Source organism: Neomoorella sulfitireducens, from assembly GCF_024733845.1.
In the GTDB taxonomy this organism is placed as follows: domain Bacteria; phylum Bacillota; class DSM-521; order Neomoorellales; family Neomoorellaceae; genus Neomoorella; species Neomoorella sulfitireducens.
Map to the genome: position 1 here is coordinate 46,032 of NZ_JANRHG010000008.1, position 21,357 is coordinate 67,388.

Annotated in this window: 23 protein-coding genes; 3 read left to right on the forward strand and 20 right to left on the reverse strand. The window is 56.5% G+C overall.

Going from position 1 to position 21,357, the window contains the following annotated elements:
* The first annotated feature begins 215 nt into the window (after window positions 1-215).
* A complete protein-coding gene (locus NWF31_RS09440; protein ID WP_258360250.1) occupies window positions 216-458 on the forward strand; it encodes a hypothetical protein in 243 nt (80 codons plus the stop codon).
* Entirely contained in the window at window positions 451-1,032 is a 582-nt protein-coding gene (locus NWF31_RS09445; RefSeq protein ID WP_258360251.1) for a hypothetical protein, read from the forward strand. Before NWF31_RS09440 ends, NWF31_RS09445 begins: the two co-directional genes overlap by 8 nt.
* 194 nt (window positions 1,033-1,226) lie before the next feature.
* Here NWF31_RS09445 and NWF31_RS09450 read toward each other — a convergent pair whose 3' ends face one another.
* The 11 genes from NWF31_RS09450 to NWF31_RS09500 form a co-directional block, all read right to left on the reverse strand.
* Entirely contained in the window at window positions 1,227-2,483 is a 1,257-nt protein-coding gene (locus tag NWF31_RS09450; protein ID WP_258360252.1) for an MFS transporter, read from the reverse strand.
* Window positions 2,484-2,831: 348 nt separating this feature from the next.
* The gene (gene ppdK, locus NWF31_RS09455) at window positions 2,832-5,504 is read right to left on the reverse strand and encodes a pyruvate, phosphate dikinase (RefSeq protein WP_258360253.1); all 2,673 of its coding nucleotides are present in this window, start codon (window positions 5,502-5,504) and stop codon (window positions 2,832-2,834) included.
* Window positions 5,494-6,306 (reverse strand): pyruvate, water dikinase regulatory protein, encoded by an 813-nt coding sequence (locus NWF31_RS09460; RefSeq protein ID WP_258360329.1) that lies wholly within the window; start codon window positions 6,304-6,306, stop codon window positions 5,494-5,496. The genes ppdK and NWF31_RS09460 overlap by 11 nt, the downstream gene beginning before the upstream one ends.
* 15 nt (window positions 6,307-6,321) lie before the next feature.
* Window positions 6,322-6,957 (reverse strand): transcriptional regulator CcpN, encoded by a 636-nt coding sequence (gene ccpN / locus NWF31_RS14800; RefSeq protein ID WP_258360254.1) that lies wholly within the window; start codon window positions 6,955-6,957, stop codon window positions 6,322-6,324.
* A gap of 92 nt (window positions 6,958-7,049) precedes the next feature.
* Window positions 7,050-9,134, reverse strand: coding sequence for a glycine--tRNA ligase subunit beta (gene glyS / locus NWF31_RS09470; protein WP_258360255.1), 2,085 nt, complete (start codon window positions 9,132-9,134; stop codon window positions 7,050-7,052).
* 3 nt (window positions 9,135-9,137) lie between these two features.
* Window positions 9,138-10,067: a glycine--tRNA ligase subunit alpha gene (gene glyQ / locus NWF31_RS09475; RefSeq protein ID WP_258360256.1), complete on the reverse strand. Its 930-nt coding sequence runs from the start codon at window positions 10,065-10,067 to the stop codon at window positions 9,138-9,140.
* A gap of 124 nt (window positions 10,068-10,191) precedes the next feature.
* Window positions 10,192-10,626: a DUF4342 domain-containing protein gene (locus NWF31_RS09480; protein WP_258360257.1), complete on the reverse strand. Its 435-nt coding sequence runs from the start codon at window positions 10,624-10,626 to the stop codon at window positions 10,192-10,194.
* Window positions 10,577-11,380: a DNA repair protein RecO gene (gene recO, locus NWF31_RS09485; RefSeq protein ID WP_258360258.1), complete on the reverse strand. Its 804-nt coding sequence runs from the start codon at window positions 11,378-11,380 to the stop codon at window positions 10,577-10,579. The genes NWF31_RS09480 and recO overlap by 50 nt, the downstream gene beginning before the upstream one ends.
* A gap of 2 nt (window positions 11,381-11,382) precedes the next feature.
* Window positions 11,383-11,601 carry a hypothetical protein gene (locus NWF31_RS09490; RefSeq protein ID WP_258360259.1) on the reverse strand — a complete coding sequence of 73 codons (219 nt, stop codon included), beginning with the start codon at window positions 11,599-11,601 and terminating at the stop codon, window positions 11,383-11,385.
* A gap of 71 nt (window positions 11,602-11,672) precedes the next feature.
* Window positions 11,673-12,578, reverse strand: coding sequence for a GTPase Era (gene era / locus NWF31_RS09495; RefSeq protein ID WP_258360260.1), 906 nt, complete (start codon window positions 12,576-12,578; stop codon window positions 11,673-11,675).
* Between the two features lie 12 nt (window positions 12,579-12,590).
* On the reverse strand, window positions 12,591-12,980 hold the full coding sequence (locus tag NWF31_RS09500) for a cytidine deaminase (protein WP_258360261.1): 390 nt from the start codon (window positions 12,978-12,980) through the stop codon (window positions 12,591-12,593).
* A gap of 87 nt (window positions 12,981-13,067) precedes the next feature.
* Between NWF31_RS09500 and NWF31_RS09505 the strand changes: the two genes are divergently transcribed.
* Window positions 13,068-13,550 (forward strand): NUDIX hydrolase, encoded by a 483-nt coding sequence (locus tag NWF31_RS09505; protein WP_258360262.1) that lies wholly within the window; start codon window positions 13,068-13,070, stop codon window positions 13,548-13,550.
* Window positions 13,551-13,576: 26 nt separating this feature from the next.
* On the opposite strand, the gene NWF31_RS09510 is transcribed toward NWF31_RS09505, so the two are convergent.
* From NWF31_RS09510 to mtaB, 9 genes are all read right to left on the reverse strand, one after another.
* Entirely contained in the window at window positions 13,577-13,918 is a 342-nt protein-coding gene (locus tag NWF31_RS09510; RefSeq protein ID WP_258360263.1) for a diacylglycerol kinase family protein, read from the reverse strand.
* On the reverse strand, window positions 13,918-14,388 hold the full coding sequence (gene ybeY / locus NWF31_RS09515) for an rRNA maturation RNase YbeY (protein WP_258360264.1): 471 nt from the start codon (window positions 14,386-14,388) through the stop codon (window positions 13,918-13,920). Before ybeY ends, NWF31_RS09510 begins: the two co-directional genes overlap by 1 nt.
* Window positions 14,357-16,522: an HD family phosphohydrolase gene (locus NWF31_RS09520; protein WP_258360265.1), complete on the reverse strand. Its 2,166-nt coding sequence runs from the start codon at window positions 16,520-16,522 to the stop codon at window positions 14,357-14,359. Before NWF31_RS09520 ends, ybeY begins: the two co-directional genes overlap by 32 nt.
* A complete protein-coding gene (locus NWF31_RS09525) occupies window positions 16,504-17,508 on the reverse strand; it encodes a PhoH family protein (protein ID WP_422880272.1) in 1,005 nt (334 codons plus the stop codon). Before NWF31_RS09525 ends, NWF31_RS09520 begins: the two co-directional genes overlap by 19 nt.
* A 70-nt stretch (window positions 17,509-17,578) precedes the next feature.
* Window positions 17,579-18,829: a sporulation protein YqfD gene (gene yqfD / locus NWF31_RS09530; RefSeq protein ID WP_258360266.1), complete on the reverse strand. Its 1,251-nt coding sequence runs from the start codon at window positions 18,827-18,829 to the stop codon at window positions 17,579-17,581.
* Between the two features lie 96 nt (window positions 18,830-18,925).
* The gene (gene yqfC, locus NWF31_RS09535) at window positions 18,926-19,204 is read right to left on the reverse strand and encodes a sporulation protein YqfC (RefSeq protein ID WP_258360267.1); all 279 of its coding nucleotides are present in this window, start codon (window positions 19,202-19,204) and stop codon (window positions 18,926-18,928) included.
* Window positions 19,205-19,348: 144 nt separating this feature from the next.
* Window positions 19,349-19,525: a 30S ribosomal protein S21 gene (gene rpsU / locus NWF31_RS09540; protein WP_106004464.1), complete on the reverse strand. Its 177-nt coding sequence runs from the start codon at window positions 19,523-19,525 to the stop codon at window positions 19,349-19,351.
* A gap of 87 nt (window positions 19,526-19,612) precedes the next feature.
* Window positions 19,613-19,957 carry a histidine triad nucleotide-binding protein gene (locus NWF31_RS09545; RefSeq protein ID WP_258360268.1) on the reverse strand — a complete coding sequence of 115 codons (345 nt, stop codon included), beginning with the start codon at window positions 19,955-19,957 and terminating at the stop codon, window positions 19,613-19,615.
* A 16-nt stretch (window positions 19,958-19,973) separates the two neighbouring features.
* Entirely contained in the window at window positions 19,974-21,353 is a 1,380-nt protein-coding gene (gene mtaB / locus NWF31_RS09550; protein WP_258360269.1) for a tRNA (N(6)-L-threonylcarbamoyladenosine(37)-C(2))-methylthiotransferase MtaB, read from the reverse strand.
* Between the last annotated feature and the right edge of the window lie 4 nt (window positions 21,354-21,357).

Here is a 21,357-nt window from a genome sequence, read left to right on the forward strand (position 1 = left end):
GGTGACACCCCGAAGGTTTTCAATTATTGTTGACAATATTTACCGGATGGATTAGCATAAAAGTGTTGCAACTAATAAAAAGCCAGCCAGGCACTACAAATTTCACCGGAACACCAGGTGCCATAAAAATTCGCCGATTGTTAAACAGGTATGAGAACGAAAAACGCTAGAAACTTTTCAGAAAGTATTGCCACAAAACGACCGGGAGATTACAAATGACGGGTGATTTGATGCGACGCATAGATTACGATGAATACATGAAAGAGTTACGCAAAAAATCGCTCCACCTTTATACCCGCTGGGCGGCACATACAGGCAGGGGCGATTATTCTCGTAAACCTCGCGACCCTGAAGAGGAAAAAATCCTTTTTCTATTGGACCGGCACCGCTGGCAGCAAGCTCTGGCCAGCAAGCGCCTGGAAAAGATCGGACCCCGGAGGTACAGGTGGAATGGATAAGGATTTAATAACAATGCTAGAACCGTTAATGCAAGAAAAAGACCAGCTTAAAAAAGCCCTGGGGGTACTGGCTGTTTTGACGTCAGCCCTTAAACCTTTAGGTATAAAACCCATCCTGGTAGGTGGGCGGGCGCTGGAATTTTATACCTTGGGTGGGTACGCGACCAAAGATATGGACCTGGTCGTCAACGGCAGGGAGCAGGCCGGGGCTGTTCTTGCTGAAATGGGTTTTTTACACCGGCCCGGTGAGCGGCACTGGTATCATGAAGAGCTTGACCTGGCACTGGAAATACCCGTCGAATACCTTGCCGGTTCTTTAGACAAGCTGACGACGGTGGAAATAAACGGCCTGGAGGTTTATATAATCGGGGTTGAAGACTTGATAATTGACCGGCTGGCGGCAGCAAAATTCTGGAAGAGCCCTGCCGATGCCCGGTGGGCGGCGAAACTGCTTGCTCTCCATCGAGAGGAAATAGATATGGAGTATCTCAGACAGGCAGCCGGCAAAGAACAAGTTGACGATGTTTTAAAAGAGGCTATTAAACAGGGCAAAGGATATGTGAAACTAACGTAAATTTTAAATTCTTCCTCCAGCTTCTTGCTTTCAGCAAGGAAGCAGATATTCGACGGTAAAAGGAGCCACTTCCTGGCCAGACTTCCCCGCGGAACTGCGGTTGTTAATGCCCTCTCTACACGAGGAAATATAAAAGCCCGCCTGGTTAGATAGGCGGGCATAGCGAGCTGCACTTTAAGGTGATGCCTGGTATCTTAACTCCTGGTTCTCGCACCCTTGTAGCCGCGGTCGAAGTCCGGTTTCCTGCCGATTAAAACCAGGCAGAACATGGCGATGATAACCATTACAACCATGATCTTATAAGCCAGGTCCAGGCTGCCGGTAGCATCAAGGATGGCGGACATGAAGTAAATGGCAAAGGCCATAATAATTGCCTGGATGGCCATGATCCAGCGGTTGGCAGCCTGGTAGTTTTGCCGCCCGTAGACATAAGCCGTAATGGAAGGATGCAGGTTCGGGGTACCACCCGTGACGCCGGCAATACCGAAAGCAGCCATCGCTATTAGGGGTATGTTGTTGGCGGTCATCTTAAGCAGTGAAATGATTGCCAACAGGTAAGTAAGGCACAGAATCAAACTGGCGGTTACGGTACCAAATTTATCATCGATAATTCCTAGGATATAGCTGACGGGTAAAGCGCAGACAGCGGCAATGGACAACCATGTCAAAGTAACGCTCATATCGGTACCCGTCATATTCATCCGGGGCACGAAGAAGGCCATAATGGCGACAATGCAGAACTGGAGGAAACCGAAGGAAATAATCAAGAGATAAGAACCTTTATTGGCAAAGACTTCTTTCAGGGTCATGATGTGGGTATTTTCTGTTGTACGAGGAGGTTGATTATAACCGTCCGGATACAGCCCGCACTCCTCGGGGGTGGACTTAATAAAGATACCGATAAGGATTGCTAGTACTAGAACAATAATGCCGACTATAGAATAAGTCCAGGTGAACCCGAGTGCAGCCACACCGGCAGTGAGGCCGGCGATAAGGGTTGCGGTACAGAGGGGGTTGCCTATGGTTATCAAGCCCAGGGCGCGGCCGCGAAAGTTTACGAACCAGTTGGTGCAGAGCATGAATGCTCCCATCTGCAAAGGCAGCACAAACAGGCGCACGAGGAAGAGAGATATGCTGTACATGACGACATTAGTGCCGGCAAGAGCCAAACCGATGGTGGCCAGTGCCAGGACGATTGTGCAGGGTACCATAACCCTGGTTACGCCGTATTTAATCATCAAAGTACCTACTATGGGTGTAATTAAGATAATAATAAAGCCGGCAATTGTCACCGGATTGGTGATGGTAATAGCATTCCACCCCAGGTTCTGATAGTAAGCCGTTAAAACATTGAGGTGGTCATTTTGGAGACCGGAATAAAAATACATCATGAATATACCCAAGATCAGAACCGGCAGCGCCCTCTTCCTAAAAGCAGGGTTTTCAAACAAAATTTTTCCCTCCAAATTTAGTTTTAACTTTCTGGTTTATATTTTACTATGTTATTTGTCATAACGGAAATTCTAGAGGAGAATACCTATTATCAAAAAAAAGTATTACTCATCAACTATTAATCAGTGTAATGAGAAAAGTTGATTATACATAATTTTATGTTTACTTATTTAATAATCCCTTGCTTTTGAGGGCAGGCCCTAGGCCCTCATCCAATCCGGACACTGCGGGAACGCAACCTGACCACCCGTGTTGGGCGATATTAGTAGCGGCCGATCTTTTCGACCGGCCGCTGCCAGGTTAGCATGAGTTAAATGGACGGCTGCTTAAAGTGCCCGCAAGCCTTATTATTCTCCCTTTTGCTCCAGCTGGCCCTTTTTCTCCTTCAAAGCGGCCTGGGCGGCGGCCAGTCTGGCTACCGGCACCCGGAAGGGTGAGCAGCTGACGTAGTTGAGGCCGATCTGGTGACAGAACTCTACCGAGCTGGGTTCGCCGCCGTGCTCGCCGCAGATGCCGACTTCCAGTTTGGGATTGGTGCTGCGGCCCAGTTCGACGGCCATTTTCATGAATTTGCCTACGCCGTCGCGGTCGAGGACGATGAAGGGATCCTCTTTCAGGATCTTTTCATCGACATACTGGTGCAGGAATTTGCCTTCGGCGTCGTCACGGCTGAAGCCAAAGGTGGTCTGGGTCAGGTCGTTGGTGCCAAAGGAGAAGAACTCGGCTTCCCTGGCAATTTCATCGGCCGTGGCGCAGGCCCGCGGCATTTCGATCATGGTGCCGACCTTGTACTCGAAGTCGACGCCTGTTTCTTTCTTGACGGCCGCAGCCACTTCATCCACCAGCTCGTGGAGGCGCTTTAATTCATTGACATGGATGACCAGGGGGATCTCCACTTCCGGCAGGACTTTAACCCCTTCTTTGACCAGCTGGGCGACGGCCTGGAAGATAGCCCGGGCCTGCATTGCGTAGATCTCCGGGTAGGTGATCCCTAAGCGGCAGCCACGGTGACCCAGCATGGGGTTAAATTCGTGCCGCGCCCGCACCTCGCGCAGGAGGGTTTGCTTGGCTTCCAGCTCTTTGGGATCGCCACCCGTAGCCTGGAGGCGGGTGACATCCACCAGCAGTTCCTCAATATTGGGCAGGAACTCGTGCAGGGGCGGGTCGAGAAGCCGGATGGTCACCGGCAGCCCTTCCATGGCCTTCAAGATACCGTAGAAGTCGCCCTGCTGCATGGGCAGGAGCTTGGCCAGGGCCGCTTCGCGTTCTTCTTTGGTCTTAGCCAGGATCATCTCCTGGACAACGGGCAGCCGGTCGACCTGCATGAACATGTGCTCGGTACGGGTGAGGCCAATGCCCTCGGCGCCGAATTCCCGGGACCTCTGGGCGTCTTCCGGCGTGTCGGCATTGGCGCGGACTTTGAGCCGGCGGAAGGAATCGGCCCACTCCAGGATGGTTTCAAATTCACCTGTCAGCTGCGGGTCAATCAAGGGGACTTCACCCAGCATGACGTTACCGGTAGAGCCGTCGATGGAGATGATGTCGCCTTCTTTAACCACCAGGTCGCCAATAAAGAAGCGCTTGTTTTCGACGTCAATTTTAATGGCGTCGCAGCCGGTGACGGCCGGTTTGCCCATGCCCCGGGCCACCACGGCCGCGTGGCTGGTCATGCCGCCCCGGGCCGTCAGCACGCCCTGGGCCTGGACGATGCCATGGATGTCATCCGGGGTGGTTTCGGTACGCACCAGGATGACCTTTTGCCCGTCGAGGCCCATTTTTTCGGCTTCATCGGCGTCAAATACCACCTGGCCGGAGGCGGCGCCGGGGGAAGCCGGCAGGCCTTTGGCTACCACCTGCAGTTTGGCTTTGGGGTCGATGCGGCGGTGCATGAGCTGGCCTAATTGATCGGCGTCGACGCGCAGGACGGCTTCTTCTCTGGTAATCAGGCCTTCGTTGACCATGTCGACGGCAATTTTAACGGCCGCAGCCGCCGTGCGCTTGCCGTTGCGGGTCTGGAGGATGAAGAGCTTGCCTTTCTCAATGGTAAACTCGATATCCTGCATGTCGCGGTAGTGCTTCTCCAGGAGCTGGCAGATATCTTCAAACTGGCGGTAGACTTCCGGCATTTCTTCCTTCAGGCTGCTGATGGGCTTGGGCGTGCGGATGCCGGCCACTACGTCTTCACCCTGGGCGTTGATGAGGTACTCGCCATAGACGCCCTTCTCGCCGGTGGATGGGTTGCGGGTAAAGGCCACGCCGGTACCGCTGGTGGGGCCCATGTTGCCGAAGACCATGGTCTGGATGTTGACGGCTGTACCAAGGTCATCGGGAATCTTATTAATCTTGCGGTAGACGATGGCCCGCGGGTTGTTCCAGGAGCCAAAGACGGCGCGGATGGCCATGTAAAGCTGTTCCTGGGGGTCCTGGGGGAAGTCGCGGCCGCTGTGGTTCTTGACGACATCCTTGTACTCGGCAATAACCTCTCGTAAAGCTTCTGGGGTCAACTCGTTGTCAAATTTGACACCCAGGCGTTCTTTATGTTTTTCCAGGACAGCTTCAAAATTGTTATGTTCGATTCCCAGGACGACATTGCCAAACATCTGGATGAAGCGGCGGTAGCAGTCCAGGGCAAAGCGCTCGTCGTTGGTCTGGGCGGCCAGGCCCTTTACTGACTCATCGTTTAAACCCAGGTTCAGGATGGTGTCCATCATACCGGGCATGGATACGGGCGCCCCGGAACGGACGGAGACAAGCAGGGGATTCTGGGGGTCGCCGAGTTTTTTCCCGTTAATGGCCTCGAGATCCTTCAGACGAGCGGCAACTTCTTCCTCCATGCCGGGTGGGAACTGCTGGCCCAGGCGGTTGTATTCATTGCAGGCCTCGCAGGTAATGGTAATCCCCTGGGGCACGGGCAGGCCGATGTTGGTCATTTCGGCGAGGTTGGCGCCTTTACCACCCAGGAGGCGCCGCATGTCGGCCCTACCCTCGCTGAACAGGTAGACATACTTTTTATTTGCCATAACCTTCCCTCCGATAATATATTTGGAGTATTTTACCGGCCGTCTCTTCGACGGCCTTATTGGTAACGTCGATCACCGGGCAGCCCAGCCGCTCCATTACCTGGCGGGCATAGGCCAGCTCCTGTTCAATACGGCTCCGGGTGGCATAGCCGGCCTGACCCGGAAGGCCCAGGGTTTTCAAACGCTCCTGGCGAATCTGGTACAGCTTTTCCGCATCTATAGTCAGCCCTATTATCTTTTCCGGCGGCAGGGAAAGTAATTCTTCGGGCAGGGGCACCTCGGGCACCAGGGCAAGATTGGCGGCCCGCAGGCGTTGATGGGCCAGGTACATACAGACCGGCGTCTTGGAAGTCCGGGAAACGCCGATTAAAACCAGGTCTGCATATAATAGGCCCCGGGTATCCTTGCCGTTATCGTATTTGACGGCAAAGTCAATGGCCTCCATCTTGCGAAAATATTCCTCATCCAGGCGGCGGATGAGGCCCGGCTCCAGCCGCGGCTCTACCCCGGTTGCCCTGCCAATGGCATCCATCAGGGGACCGAGGAGATCGACTGCCGTCAGCCCGCGCCCCGCAGCCAGTTCCTGGAGCCGCTTTTTTAATTCTGGCAGGACCAGGGTAAAGGCAATAATGCCCTTTTCCTGGGCCGCTTCGTTTATTACCTCTTCCAGGTGCTCGGTGTCGGTTACATAGGGTACCCGGCGGATGTCCAGCTCGCCGCCGTCAAACTGGCTGGCCGCCGCCCGGACCACATATTCGGCCGTCTCCCCCAAGGAATCGGAAATGATGTAGATAACGCCGATGGTAAACCCTCCTTCCTAGCGTCCGCCTTCCCCCAGTTCCACAAAAAGCCTGGTGATGGTCGTCTTGGTCAGGCGGCCTATTACCTCCAGTTTTTTCCCCTGCCCCTCCACGGGGCGGACTACCGGCAGGGCATCGACTTCATGTTCTATTATTTTCCGGGCTGCCGTCAGGACGGATTCTTCCGGCGTGGTGCAGATGATATTGGGCATCCGCGTCATAATAACCGAGACCGGCATCCTGTGCAGGTCACCGCCGCCAATGGCGGCCTTCAGCAAATCCTTGCGGGAGACGACGCCCTCAAGGTGCCCTTCCTCGTCGACTACCACCAGGGTACCGACATCCTCGATAAACATGCTCACAATGGCATCATATACAGCTGCATTAGCCCTTATGACCCGTGGCAGGCCTTTGACGTCGCTTACTTTGATCTTTTTAATCTCTTCTGCTACCAGGGCCTGGGAAGGCTTGCTGCTTAAAAAATAGCCTACCCGGGGGCGGGCTTCCAGGATGCCGGACATGGTGAGGACGGCCAGATCCGGGCGCAGGGCGGCACGGGTAAGGTTTAACTCTTCGGCAATCTGCTGGCTGGTAATGGGCCCGGAACGTTTAACGATGGCTACTATCTGCTGTTGCCGCGGGGAAAGCTGCACCTTTTACCCCTCCTCCCGGCCCCCATCCTGTATACTCTGTAAGGTATACCACATACCCGAGCATTTTCCTTCTAAACTTTTAAAGTTTCCCCTCACGGTACCAGGCGAGAAAAATCGGCCACCTGGAAGACCAGGTCCACTACCTCCTGGAGGAGGGCCAGGCGGTTCGTGCGAACTTCCCTTTCCGGGGCCATGACCAGGACACCGTCAAAGAAAGCGTCAATGGGTTCCCGCAGGAGGGCCATGGCCTTTAAGGCTTCCAGGTAGCTGCCTGCTTCAAGCTTTGGCCGTGCCAGACGCCGCACCTCTTCGAGGGCCCGGTAGAGGTCGAACTCCACTTTTTCTTTTAATTTCCCCGGGTCCAGGACATACCTTTCTCCCGCCTGGCGGGCCAGGTTGAAGGCGCGGGTGAAGGCCGTCTGCAGGGCGGCAAAACCTTCTTCTTCCCGGAAGGCGTTTAATTCCCGGGCACGGTGGTAGACGCCGGCCAGGTCGTCACTGCCGGCGGCCAGACAGGCCTGGATGACATCAAAACGGATGCCCTTTTCGTCCAGGAGATGCTCCAGGCGCTGGCGGCAAAAAGCGGCCAGCTGTTCCTGGACGGTATCTAAATCACGGGCCAGCCTGATGCCGCCTTCCTTATAACCTTCATAAGCAGCGGTAATGACCTCTGCCAGGGAAAATTTTAAATCCAGCTCCACGGCCATAGTCACTAAACCCGTGGCCTGGCGCCGCAGGGCGTAAGGATCTTGAGAACCGGTGGGGACTAACCCGGCGCCGAAGCAGCCTACCAGGGTATCCAAACGGTCGGCCAGGCCCACGACCATTCCCATTAAGGAATCGGGCAGGCGGTCGCCGGCAAAGCGGGGCCAGTAGTGCTGGCGGATGCCCCGGCAAACTTCGGCGGCTTCGCCGTCGTGGGCGGCGTAATAGGAGCCCATGATTCCCTGGAGCTCAGGAAATTCGTAAACCATGGAGGTTACCAGGTCGGCCTTGGCCAGCTCCGCCGTGCGCGTGACAACCGCGGCCATATCCCCCGGCAGGTCCAGCTCAGCGACCAGCAAGCGGCTCAGGCGCATGATGCGCCGGGTCTTATCCAGCATGGTCCCCAGGCTTTCCTGGAAGACAATCTCTGCCAGCTTGTTTACCCTGCCGGCCAGGGGGATTTTCTGGTCTTCACGGTAGAAGAAAGCGGCGTCGGCGAGCCTGGCGGCCAGTACCCTTTCATTGCCGCGGCCGATTATGTCCACGTGGTCGGCCGTACCATTATGGACGGTGATAAAAACGGGAAGGAGTTCGCCCCGGTCATTCCACACGGGGAAATAGCGCTGGTGGTCGCGCATGGGGGTAATGACTACCTCTTGCGGGAGCTTTAAGTAGTCCGGATTAAAACGGCCCGCCAGGGCGGTGGGGTACTCCAGCAGGTAATTAATCTCTTCCAGTAAATCGGGGTCTTCCTCCACCCGGCCTCCTTCCCGGGCGGCCAGTTGCGTTACCTGCTCCCAGATAAGCTTGCGACGGCGGTGCTGGTCGACCAGGACGTAGTTTTTTTCCAGGACCTGGAGGTAGGCAGGGGCAGCCGGTACTTCATGGGGCCCGGGAGCCAGGAAGCGGTGGCCGTAGGTGACACGGCCTGCCTGAAGGCCGGCCACCTCCAGGGGAACGACGTCCTCGCCGAAGAGGGCCAGGACCCAGCGAATGGGGCGGGCGAAACGCATGTCAAGGGTTCCCCAGCGCATGGGTTTAGGAAAACTCAAGCCATTGACTACGGCCAGGAGCAGGTCCGGCAGGACCTCCGGGGCCGGCCGCCCGGCTTCCTTCTTGACGGCAAAGACATACTCCCCGCCGCTTATGCTGCGGGTGACCAGTTCCCCTACCTCTACGCCGTTATTCCTGGCAAAACCCAGGACGGCCTTCGTGGGCTGGCCGTCGGCAGTAAAGGCGGCTTTTAGCGGCGGTCCCTTGATCTCCTGGACCCGTTCCTCCTGGACTTCGGCCAGGCCGCTTATGTAGAGGGCCAGCCGCCGGGGGGTGCCGTAGGTTGTCACCTGCCGGTATTTTAAACGATATTCCTCCAAAAGCCTCCCGGCAAGGTCCGCCATTTGTTCCAAAGCCCCGGGCATAAAGCGGGCCGGGATCTCTTCGGTACCTAATTCAAAGATAAGATCGCGGGTCACGGGCTATCCCTCCTTGACATCGTAGGGGTCTTTATGGTCCTGGCCGGAAACTGCGGCGGCCGGGGATGGGGCAAGCAGGGGATAGCCAAGTTTTTGCCGTTGCTCCAGGTAGGCGGCGGCACACAAGCGCGCCAGGTGACGTATCCTGCCGATGTAGGCCGTCCGCTCGGTGACGCTGATGGCTCCCCGGGCATCCAGTAGGTTAAAGGTGTGGGAACACTTGAGGACGTAGTCGTAGGCTGGCTGGACCAGGCCCTGTTCCACTACCCGCCGGGCTTCGGCCTCGTAGGCATTGAAAAGGGTGGCCAGCATGGCGGTATCGGCGGCATTAAAGTTGTAGTGGGAGTAGTCGACCTCGGTCTGGTGGTGAATATCGCCGTAGGTGATGCCGTCTACCCATTCAATATCAAAGACGCTGTTCACCTGCTGGATATACATGGCCAGTCGTTCCAGGCCGTAGGTGATCTCGGCGCTCACCGGCCGGCAGTCAAACCCGCCGCACTGCTGGAAGTAGGTGAATTGGGTTATCTCCATGCCGTCCAGCCAGACTTCCCACCCCAGCCCCCAGGCCCCCAGGGTCGGTGATTCCCAGTTGTCCTCGACAAAACGGATGTCGTGTTCGCGGGGGTTGATGCCGATGGCTTCCAGGCTCTTTAAGTATAAATCCTGGACATCGTCTGGGGAAGGTTTTAAGATGACCTGGTACTGGTAATAATGCTGAAGGCGGTTGGGGTTTTCGCCGTAGCGGCCATCGGTGGGCCGGCGGGAGGGTTCGACATATGCTACCCGCCAGGGCTCCGGCCCCAGGACCCGTAAAAAGGTGGCCGGGTGCATGGTGCCGGCGCCCTTTTCCAGGTCATAGGGCTGCTGGATGACGCAGCCCCGGGCCGCCCAGTACTGCTGCAGGTTCATGATGAGTTCCTGGAAATTCAAATGCAATTACTCCCCTCATTAAAAAAAGCACCCGCCCTGCCAGGGACGGGAGCTAATTTTTCGTGGCAAGACAGCGGCCGGCCCCTGCCAGCCTGACATAACAATACTTTAGCAAAAATCTCCTCTACTTGTCAACTTGGTCATCGACGTCCAGGGGATGTTCTTCTACCCTGCCGTCGGTGCGCTCTACTTCCAGGGTGTAGCGGTTAAAGAGGGCCGCTACCGTACTCAAGCCGGCCAGGACGGCCAGCTCGCTGCTGGCAAGAATGCCCAGCACTCCCAGGGCGCCGACGGTGGCCGGTATTTCGGCCACGGTTTTACCATCCTTCTTCACTTTAATCCGTGTTACATTCCCGCGGTGCAGGATACCGCGAATACGCTCCATAAGTTTTTCGCTCCATCCGGCCAGTTCCTTTTGCATCCCTGCCCTCGTACTTTCTTCGTACTGGATCAAGGCCTCTAAGACATCCCCCCCGGCCCGCTCCAGGGCCTCCCTGGCTTCCCGGTAGCTAATCCCCAGGCGTTCGCGTAGCTGGTCGATCTTTTCCAGTTCCGTCATTTTCACTGCCCCCTATTTCATTAATTAAAGCACGGGATTTGAGTTTCCTGTCTAAATAGTATTCCAAAAAGGCGGGTAAAATTTCTTCCAGTTCCCTGGTTAGATTTGGGGTGAGATGCATGCGCCGGAGGTGCTGCCAGTTCATGCGATTCAACTGCTGCCAGGCCTTTATGCTGCCCAGCATTACCTGGTATTCCGGTCCTTCCCGGCCGCGGCACCGGGCGCAGAGGATACCCCCGGCCGCCGGGGACAGGGCCGGCCGGCCCCCTCCATCTAAATCCCCCCCGCAGGACGCGCATCGGTCCAAACGGGGCTCCAGGCCCAGGATTTTTAACACCCTGGCTTCAAAGGCGCGGGCAACCAGGACCGGAGGCGCCCCGGCCAGTATCTCCAGTCCCTGTTTTAAAAGAATGTACATGGCGGGGTTCACCTGGCCGGGCATGACGGCGCTGTCGGCTATTTCTACCAGGTAAAAGGCGTAAGCCAGGCGCTTCAGGTCCTGGCGCAAAGGGGCATAAATCGACTGTACTTCACACTGGGTAATGGTGGCCAGGCTTTTACCCGCATAAAATAAAAAGCGGGACCGGCAGAGCTGCTGGGTACCGCTGCGCAGGCTGCTTTTGGGTTTACGTACCCCTTTGACGATGGCGTCTAGCTTGCCGTGACGGGGCGTAAGAATGGTCAGCAACTGGTCCGTTTCCTGGTAATCCCTGCTTTTCAGGACAATACCTTCATCCCGGAAATAGCCCGCCATTTCTATACCTCCGGAAAAGAGTTCCCCTCCTGCCCCAATTTCAGTCCCTGGCCATGCATCCGGTCCCCTGCCCGGGCGGGAGCCCCTGCTACCTTGCTACCATCTGCCGCAGGTAAAGATTCAACCGGTTCCAGGAGGCCGCGGTAAAGAAGGTAGGCCTCAATACTGCCCGTCAGGGTAAATAAATGCCACCACACTTCGTTTAATGTCATGGGTGTCATCCTTTCCGGGTTTCTCCTGGTGGTCAGGTATTTATTAGGCTGGCCGTAATGCCGGGTCTTATACCAGGTTTCTACTGGATAAGCCGGCGGTCATAACCCAGCTGCCGCAAAGTCAATTCTTGCTGGCGCCAGTTTTTCTTTACCCGCACCCTTAAGTTTAAAAAAATTTTGCTGCCCAGCAGGGCTTCCATTTCCCGGCGGGCCTCGGTGCCGATATCTTTCAACCGCTGCCCCCCCTGGCCGATGATAATGCCCTTCTGGGAATCGCGTTCGACGTAAATCACGGCGTCGACGTAGAGGTAGTCATTGGGACGCTGGGCTATTTCTTCCACCACCACGGCCACGGCATGGGGAACTTCTTCCCGGGTCACCTGGAGAACCTGTTCCCGGATCAGCTCGGCCATGACGAATTTCTCCGGCTGGTCGGTTACCATATCCGGCGGGTAATACCGGGGGCCCGGTGGCAGGAAAGAACTAATCATCTCCGGCAGGGTAGCTGTGTTGGTACCTGCCAGGGCCGACACGGCCCGGACGGCTTTATAATCCAGGCGGGCCCGGAAAAATTCCTCCCGCTGCTGCAGGGTGGCGGCATCCACCAGGTCAATTTTATTGAGAATCAGGATGACAGGGGTGGTCACCCCTTTTAATTGCTCGATGATATATTCCTCGCCAGGTCCCGGAGGGACGGCGGCGTCAACCACGTAGAGGATAACATCCACTTCGGCCAGGGTGCTACGGGCCACGGCCATCATATACTCACCCAGCTGGTGCCGGGGCTTATGGATACCGGGGGTATCTAAAAAAACAATTTGATAATTATCTGCCGTCAGTACCCCCAGAATCTTATTGCGCGTCGTCTGGGGCTTGTCGGACATGATGGCAATCTTCCGGCCCACCAGCCGGTTTAAAAGGGTCGATTTGCCGGCATTGGGCCGGCCGATAAGCCCGGCAAAGCCGGAAACATAATCAGCGGCCAAGGAGCAGGCACCTCATTTCAAGGTAAAGGTATCCGGTAATAGTTCCCTTAATAAACGGCGATAAAGGGGGCTGCCGGGCTGGCCGGTTATGACTTCCAGTTCGGGTGCAAATTCGGCCAGGACCTGGCGGCAGGCGCCGCAGGGAAAACAGGCGGCTTGGTCGCCGCCCACTACGGCCAGGGCGACAAAATCCCGTTCGCCGGCAGCTATGGCCTGAAATAAAGCCACCCTTTCGGCACAGATGGTCAAGCTGTAGGAGGCATTTTCGATATTGCAACCGATATAGATCTTCCCCCCGGCCGTGCAGAGGGCTGCTCCCACTTTGAAACGGGAGTAAGGGGCGTAGGCCTTCTCTTTAGCCCGGGCCGCAGCAGCGATAAGTTCCTGGTGATTATATGTCACCCCGGGTACCTCCCGATCTAATTTTACCATCAGGTTAAGCTGCCGGTCAATTTTATGGGATATAATATTGGCTGGAGGTGTTTAGCCATGACGGTAGAACGAAGCTACTCCCCCCGCCCGGTGGTAGGAGTAGGGGCAGTGGTCGTTAAGGATGGGAACATATTGCTGGTCCGCCGGGGAAAGCCCCCGGCTGCAGGTTTATGGAGCCTGCCCGGCGGCGCCCAGGAAACGGGGGAAACGGCCCGGGAAGCGGTAGAGCGCGAAGTTTTTGAAGAGTGCGGCATCAGGGTAACTGCCGGGCCACCCATAGCCGTCCTGGACAGCATCTATATCGATGGCAGCGGCCGGATTAAATATCACTACGTCCTCATCGACTTCTGGGCCGAATACCGGGGCGGGAACTTGCGCCCGGCTACCGATGCTGCCGACGCCGGCTGGATACCCCTGCATGAGGTAGCTGCTTATTCCCTCACCAGGGGGTTAAGGGAACTCCTGGCTGCCTGGAATCTCCTTGAGGGTACGCCGCCGCCCGGGATCCTTTACCACACCATCCACAACCAGGCCTTTTAAAATATGCCGGCACCCGTGCAGGCCGTCTACAAGCCCAGGCGCGGGCCAAAAATTATGTACGCCACGGCTACCGCCCCCAGGGCGGTGATTAAAACCGCACCCGCGGCGACGTCCTTGGCAACGCGCGCCAGGGGGTGGTATTTACGGGTATATAGATTTACTGTCACTTCTACCGCCGTGTTGAAGGCCTCGGCGGCCAGGACCATGGTAATAGTTATGGCCAGGATCGCCCACTCCCACGGCTGCACGTGAAAATACAGGCCGGCACCAATGACGGCCGCCGTGGCCACCAGGTGGACGGCCATATTTATCTGGGTGCGCAGGCAGTAGACGACCCCGGCCAGGGCGGCCTTGAATTTAACCAGCATTACCGCCCCAGCCCCACCCTGGCAAGTATTTCTTCCTGGCGCGCCTCCATCCTGGCGGCTGCTTCCTCCGTATCGTGGTCATAACCGAGGAGGTGCAGGAAACCGTGAACGGTGAGAAAGGCCAGCTCCCTGGCCGGGGAGTGACCGTAATCCTGCGCCTGGCGGGTTGCTGTGGGTACCGAAACAATGATATCGCCCAGGAGCCTGTCTCCCCGGGGGTCAAGACAAACAGGTTCGCCGGGCCCGGTCTCATTTAAAGCAAAGGACAGGACGTCGGTAGGAGCGTCGATACCCCGGTAGGCCCTGTTAAGTTCCCGGATGGCAGCGTCGTCAACCAGGGTCAGCCCTACTTCGGTTTCCTGATCCAGGCCCTCTACCGCGGCGGCCACCTGCAGGACCTTTTCCAGCAGGGATATCATTTCCTCACCCAGGGGATAACTATCCTGCTGATTGTTTATGAAGCACTCCATTGCGGTTCTTTCTCCTTTCTATTTCCTTAAGAACCACTTCCGGATATTCCACCCGGGTGTGGAAGATGCCGTTTAAGACGCGCATGAAGGCCTCGGCGATAACAGCCAGTTCCCGGAACGTCAGGTCACTGGCCTCCAGCTGGCCGTCTTCCAGCTTTTCCCTGATAATCTTGCGTACAAACCCTTCCATGCGGCCGGGGGTGAACCTGGGCATGGAACGGATGCCGGCTTCGACGCTGTCGGCCAGCATAACGATGGCAGCTTCTTTGCTCCGGGGGATCGGCCCCTCATAGCGGAAGTCATTTTCCTTGACACTATCATCCCGGCTGTTTTCCCGGGCCTTTTGGTAGAAATAGGTGATTAATGTTTCGCCGTGATGCTGGGCAATAATATCCTGGATTACCTGGGGCAGGCGGTGCTCCCGCGCCATTTCCAGGCCGTCTTTCACATGGCAGGAAATAATCAGGGTACTTAAAGTCGGTGCCAGGCGGTCATGGGGGTTTTCGGCCGTTACCTGGTTTTCAATAAAAAAATAAGGACGCTTGAGTTTACCAATATCGTGATAGTAGGCCCCTACCCTGGCCAGGAGGGAATCGGCCCCCACGGCATTGGCCGCCGCTTCGGCCAGGTTACCTACCAGGATACTGTGGTGGTAGGTACCCGGGGCTTCCAGGAGCAATCGTTTCAAAAGAGGGTGATTGGGATCGGAAAGCTCCAGGAGCTTTAAGGCCGTGGTTATGCCAAAGCTGTTCTCCAGAAAGGGCAGGAAGCCGATGGTTAAAACCGTCGAAAGCAGGCCGTTGGTCAGGGCCATAATCGCAGTAATACTTTGCTGGGAAACGGTATATTTAAGCATGAGGCCCAGGGCGACAACACTCAACAGGTTGGCCAGCATCAAATAGAGGCTCGAGCGGACAAGGTCGGAACGCTGGCTTAAATGGGTAACGCAGTAAATACCCACCAGGCCGCTGACGATACCCGTGGCCGCAAACTGGTAGTATATGCCGCCGATGATCCCTGCCTCCATAGCCAGGAAAATGGTAAAAATAATGGCCACCTGGGCATCGATGAGGATAGCCGCCAGCATGGACCCGGCAGCTACCGGCATGAGAAACCCGGCCAGGCGGGTAAATTCTGCCCGGCCGCCCAGGCTGATGGCGGCCATACCCCGGAAAAAGATTAGAAATATTACCCATAACAGGCCGAGAAGGAGCAGCAATCTGTTGTTGTTATAAACCTGCGGTTTGAAAAAGCGTAAATACAGGAGGCCCAGGGCTACCAGGAGGACCTGGAAAAAGAAAAGGCCAAACAGTGCTCCCCAGGACGCCCCGGAGCGCAGGAGACCCAGCTTCTGCAGGGCTTCAATGTCTTCTGCCGTCACCAGTTCCCCGTCGCTGACAATTTTTTCGTTCTGGCGGATAGTTACCAGGACCGGGCTCACCTCGGCGGCGGCCTGCTCTTGTTTCTGCAAGGTGGCGGCAACGTCATAAATGAGGTTGGGCTTTAATTCCAGGCCCTGGATTATTGCTGCCGCTACAGGTTTATAGCCGGCTTCTATTCCCGCCGTCTCAAGGGCAGCCAGCATCTTGTCCCGGGCGGTATTCACGGCATCCTGGGGTACGGCCTCATTCATTACCCGGCCAATTACATCTTTTATAGCCCCGGCAATGCTATCCAGTTCGGCATTGCTGGCTCCTGCCAGGGCTTCAAAGGCGGCATCCGACAGCTGCAGCTGGCTTAACTGCTCCTTTAGCCTGGTTACCCGTTCGCTGCTTGCTTCTGTATTATCATTAATCTCCCTTATCACCCGGAATATACCTTCAACCCGGGTAGTCAACTCCGCAACTACCGTGCTGTCCACCCGGTAAACGGGTGTAACCTGCCCGGCCGCTTCTTGCCTGGCCTTCTGGGTTAAGACCTCACTTTCATAAACAATGCCCTGGGGCGCCTTAAAATCCCGGGGACTGGGCTGGCCCTCTTTTAAATCCAGCTTTTGCGGCAGGTAATCCAGGGCTAGAATAGCTACGGCCACGACAAACAGGGCCATACCACAGATGACCCTGGCGCGTATAAAATTAGGACCAATCCAGGCCAGCAGCGGGTGCATTAACCCTTTTAACCGCTGCCATGGCACATCCGGTCACTCCTCTCATAGGCCTTGATGATCTCCTGGACCAGGGGGTGGCGAACAACATCGGCCTCGGTCAGGTGCTCAATGGCAATACCCTCAATGCCCTTTAATATCTGCTGGGCTTCTACCAGGCCGGAGGTGGTGTCCCTGGGCAAGTCCACCTGGGTAACGTCGCCGGTAATGACGGCCCGGGAGCCAAATCCGATCCGGGTGAGGAACATCTTCATCTGTTCGGAAGTCGTGTTCTGGGCCTCATCCAGGATAATAAAGGCATCATCCAGGGTACGCCCCCGCATATAGGCCAGGGGAGCCACTTCTATAATATTTTTCTCCATATACTTTTGTGCCGTTTCCATACCTAAAACGTCATAAAGGCCGTCATAAAGGGGCCGCAGGTAAGGGTTGACCTTTTCCTGCAGGTCTCCGGGCAGGAAACCCAGCTTTTCCCCGGCCTCAACCGCCGGCCGCGCCAGGACTATCCGTTCCACGCTGCGGTTCCGGAGGGCATTGACGGCCATCACTACGGCCAGGTAGGTCTTCCCCGTCCCGGCCGGTCCAATACCAAAAACTATATCGTAACGGCGCATGGCCTGGACATAGCGGAGCTGTCCCAGGGTCTTCGGCCGGATTTGCTTGCCCCGGGGGTTAACGTAAAGTACCTCCCCCAGGGCCTGGGCCAGATCGGTCTTTTCCGCCATGCCGTCCTGGCGCCGGACTAGATTCCAGGTATAGTTAATTGTTGCCGTGTTGATAATCGTGCCGGAACGGGCCAGTTTAATCAACTGCCGGAATAGTCTTTCCAGTTCCTCGACTTCCCGGCGCGTCCCCGTCAAGATCAGTTCATTACCCCGGGCCACGATGCGGGCTGAGGTATGGCTTTCAATAAATTTCAGGTTCTCATCCTGGTGACCAAAAAGATTGACCGCCTCACCGTTGCTGCCAACTGTCAGCCGCATTTCGTAATTGTTTGTCAAGGTTTTATCAATCATCTCCTTTTGACCATTAATCTCTTTATTCTAGCATATACATAAACCGGAGTAAAGGCGACCCCCCCGGCCTCTAATTGCCACTCAAGGGGACAACCTGGCCGATGTCCTCTTCTGTTTCGATCCAGGCCCGGACACGAACAACTGCATCCCCGGGCTTACTTAAGGAGGTGATCTTCTGCCCGGTTATGCTGGCTCCGGGTGGTATTTTTTCCTTGATTCTCGCCAGGACCTCCTCACCGGCAACCCTCACAGCCTCTTCATAAGAAAGCTGCCGGTACCGGGTCCGGACTTCGTAATAGGTCGTAATAATGAGTTCGACGGGGAGGAGAAAATTCCTCCACGACGGCAGGGCCACCACTTTATTTTCCTGGCGATAACTGGTATAGGCAGGCAGTTCCGGCCCTTTCAAGAGAAAGCGGCGGCCCCGGACCTGCACCGTAACGGCCGTCTGCTGCCGCCCGGTTGGCACTTCCTGGACCTGGAGGCGGCTGACCTCCTTTTCTCCTTCATACCACACCCGGGCCCGCACAATACCCCGGGCGCGGACCAGGCGCGGGGCCACGGGTTTGGCGGTAAGACCGGCTTCCCCCGGGTTATTTTCCGGCCGGGGAGGCAGGATCAGGCCGGAGATTAAAATTTGTCCCCGCCGCACCGTATCACCGGCCTTTACCCTGCCCTCACCATCGATGACCAGGATATCCTTTATTACCCCGTCCTTAGCGGCAATAATACTCGCCGGCCGGTCGGGGGCTTCCGTTCCCGGAATATTCGCCTTTTCTACCACGGTGATCTCGGCCCTGGTGCCATGGAAGCTGATGCCTATCCAGGCCACCTGGGGCAGGCGTCGCTCCAGGGCGAGCTCCAGGGCGCGGGTATCGAGGTCCTTTTTCCTGGCTCCCGGCTTTAAACCTTCTGCCCCGGCCGCGGCCAGGACCTGGTCCGGCGTCACCAGGTGTAACGGCCCGCATCCCGGTTTTACTTCTACTATCCAGATAAAGGTAGAAAGAAAATAGATGGCCAGTAAAAAGAAAAAACTGCCCAGGACCAGCACCTGCCGGCCCCGCAGGCGCCGGCTGAAAAAGGGCAGGCCCCGCTTGTCCACAATACGGACCCGGCAGCGGCTCTGCCGGGCCAGGGAACGCAGGGCACGATATTCACCGGCCTTCATTTTGGCCTGGATACTGCCGTTATTATTAATGGTAATATCCCAAAGGATAATACTCCTGGCCAGGGCCAGGTTGAGAAAGGCTTCCGGATCGTCACCCTCGATGGTGATCACCAGGTAGCCCTCCAGGTAAGCCAGCCTCCTGTTCCAGGCCACCGGTTTCTTCCCCCTCCAAAAAAGCCCTTTTCCAGGACGCTCCCGCTATGAAACCCCGGGGAGGGTCCCGGGCGAGCCAGATCTTTAAGGTTTCCCTCAGGAAAAGGAAAGGGACTGGATGGTACCTTCAAGGGCAATGGCGTCCGGCCGTATTTCCCGCAGGAGGATGCCTGTCCCCTTGATCGCCAGTTCCCCGGTACTGAGTTTCAGGCGCACCAGATCCGGCCGGTACTCGCTGATGCCCCTGTGGTTTTCCACTACCAGCCGGCTGTTCCCTACCAGGGTCAGGCGCGGCAGGTCCAGGACGGCATCTGCCGGCAGCTCTAAATATTCGGTAACCGCCTTTTCCAGGCGCCGGGAACGGTTTTTCCCCATCCTGCCCCCTCCTGTCAATACTTTATGCAGCAGCAGGGGAAAAAAGACCGCAAAAAAGCCCGGTCCTCACGGACCGGGCCTGTTATACCCGGGATAGCTGTTCCACCGGAAAGATTATCATCCAGAGGGAGATGCCTGTTCTTTTTAGTGCCAGCGGCGTTTGCGGGCCGCTTCGGATTTCTTCTTGCGCCTGACGCTGGGCTTTTCGTAGTGTTCCCGGCGCCGTGCTTCGGAAAGGATGCCTGCCTTCTGACAGATGCGCTTGAACCGCTTTAAAGCGGCATCGATGGATTCATTCTTGCCAATTCTAACCTCGCTCAACCTTACTTCCCTCCCCCCGCCACCCGGTGGACGCTGTCCTTCTAAAGCTCAACATAAATTAAATTATACTCTATACTCCTCCTGGCGTCAACCCAGGATGCGCAGCTGCCTTCCTCCCAGCAAATGGAAATGAAGGTGATAAACGACCTGCCCGCCTTCTTCTTTACAATTATTTACCAGCCGGAAGCCGCGTTCGGCCAGCCCCAGGTCGCGGGCTATTTGTACCGCCACCAGGTGGATGTGGCCGATGAGTTCCCTGTCTTCCGGTTCAATAGCCGTCAGGTCGGGTATGTGCTTCCTGGGGATAATTAAAATATGTACCGGGGCTACCGGCCGGATGTCTTTAAAGGCCACCACCCGGTCATCCTGGTAAACTATCTCGGCCGGGAGCTGGCCCCCGGCTATTTTGCAAAATATGCATTCCTCGGCCACTTTTTTTGCTCCCTTCTCAGTGCTGTGCTAAATCTTTATTTCTCTCTCCAGGCCTATTTTCCTGCTTCTCCCTAACATCTTTTTCTAATTGGCCCCAAATTAAACCTCCCCGCAATTCTTCAAGCCTTACCGGGACCAGTTGTCCCGTCAAATCCCCTGCCGCCAGAAAGGCTACGTTCAGGTAATTGCCGGTATGGCCTTCATATACCCCGGGATGTCCGGGTAAAGGCCTTTCCACCAGTACCGCCATGGTTTCGTTTAAAAATTCCCGGGCATACTGGCGGGCCAGGCGGCGCCCCAGCTGCAGCAGCCGCCGTTCCCGCTCTTTTTTTACCTCGGGCGCTATTTGCCCCGGCATGGCCGCCGCCGGCGTACCCCGGCGCGGGGAAAAAGGAAAAACATGAATTGCGGCCAGGGCCGCTTCTTTGACTACCGCCATGGTGTTCTGGAACTGTTCCTCCGTCTCCCCGGGAAAACCGACCATGACATCGCTGGTAAAGGCCGCCCGCGGCCGCCTGGAACGCAGGGAAGCTATTAAATCCAGGTAGTAACTGCTGCTGTAGCGGCGCCCCATTCTTTCCAGGATGGTGTCATCCCCGCTCTGGAGGGGTATATGGTAATGGGGGCAGATGACCTCTTCTCCCGTCAGCATCGCCTTCAATTCCGGGGTAAAATCCAGGGGGTCAACTGAGCTGATCCGCAGGCGCTGCAGCCCGGGGATCCTGACAATTTTTTTCAGCAGGCCGGCCAGGTCTATCCCCCCCGTAAGATCGCGGCCGTAGGCGCCGGTGTGAACGCCGGTGAGGACTATCTCCAGGTAGCCTTTAGCTACCAGGCGCTCCACCTCGTTAAGGATCGCTTCCGGTGCCCGGCTGCGGAAGGGCCCGCGGGCATAAGGGACAATACAGTAAGTACAGTATTCCTCGCAACCTTCCTGAATCTTCAGGAAAGCCCGCGCCCTGCTCAATTCCACCACGGGCAGCTCTTCAAATTCTTCGCCGGGTTCATGAACGCCCACGGCATTAAGGGGAGTGCCTCCCTTACGGGCTTCTTCAACCAGTTCTACCAGCCGGTGCCGGTCCCGGGTGCCCACTACTACGTCGACGCCGGGGATGGACAGGACCTCCTCCGGGGCTACCTGGGCATAACAGCCGGTAACAACCACCACTGCCTCCGGGTTGGCCCGGACGGCGCGGCGGATAAGCTGCCGCGATTTGCGGTCGCTGGTGTGGGTGACCGTGCAGGTGTGGATGACGTACACGTCCGCCTTCTCAGGGAAGGGCACGGGCTCATAGCCGGCTTCCCGGAAGAGGTGTCTCATGGCTTCCAGCTCGTTCTGATTGACTTTACAACCCAGGCTCACCAGGGCAACCCGGGATATGGGCACGAGTTTCACCTCT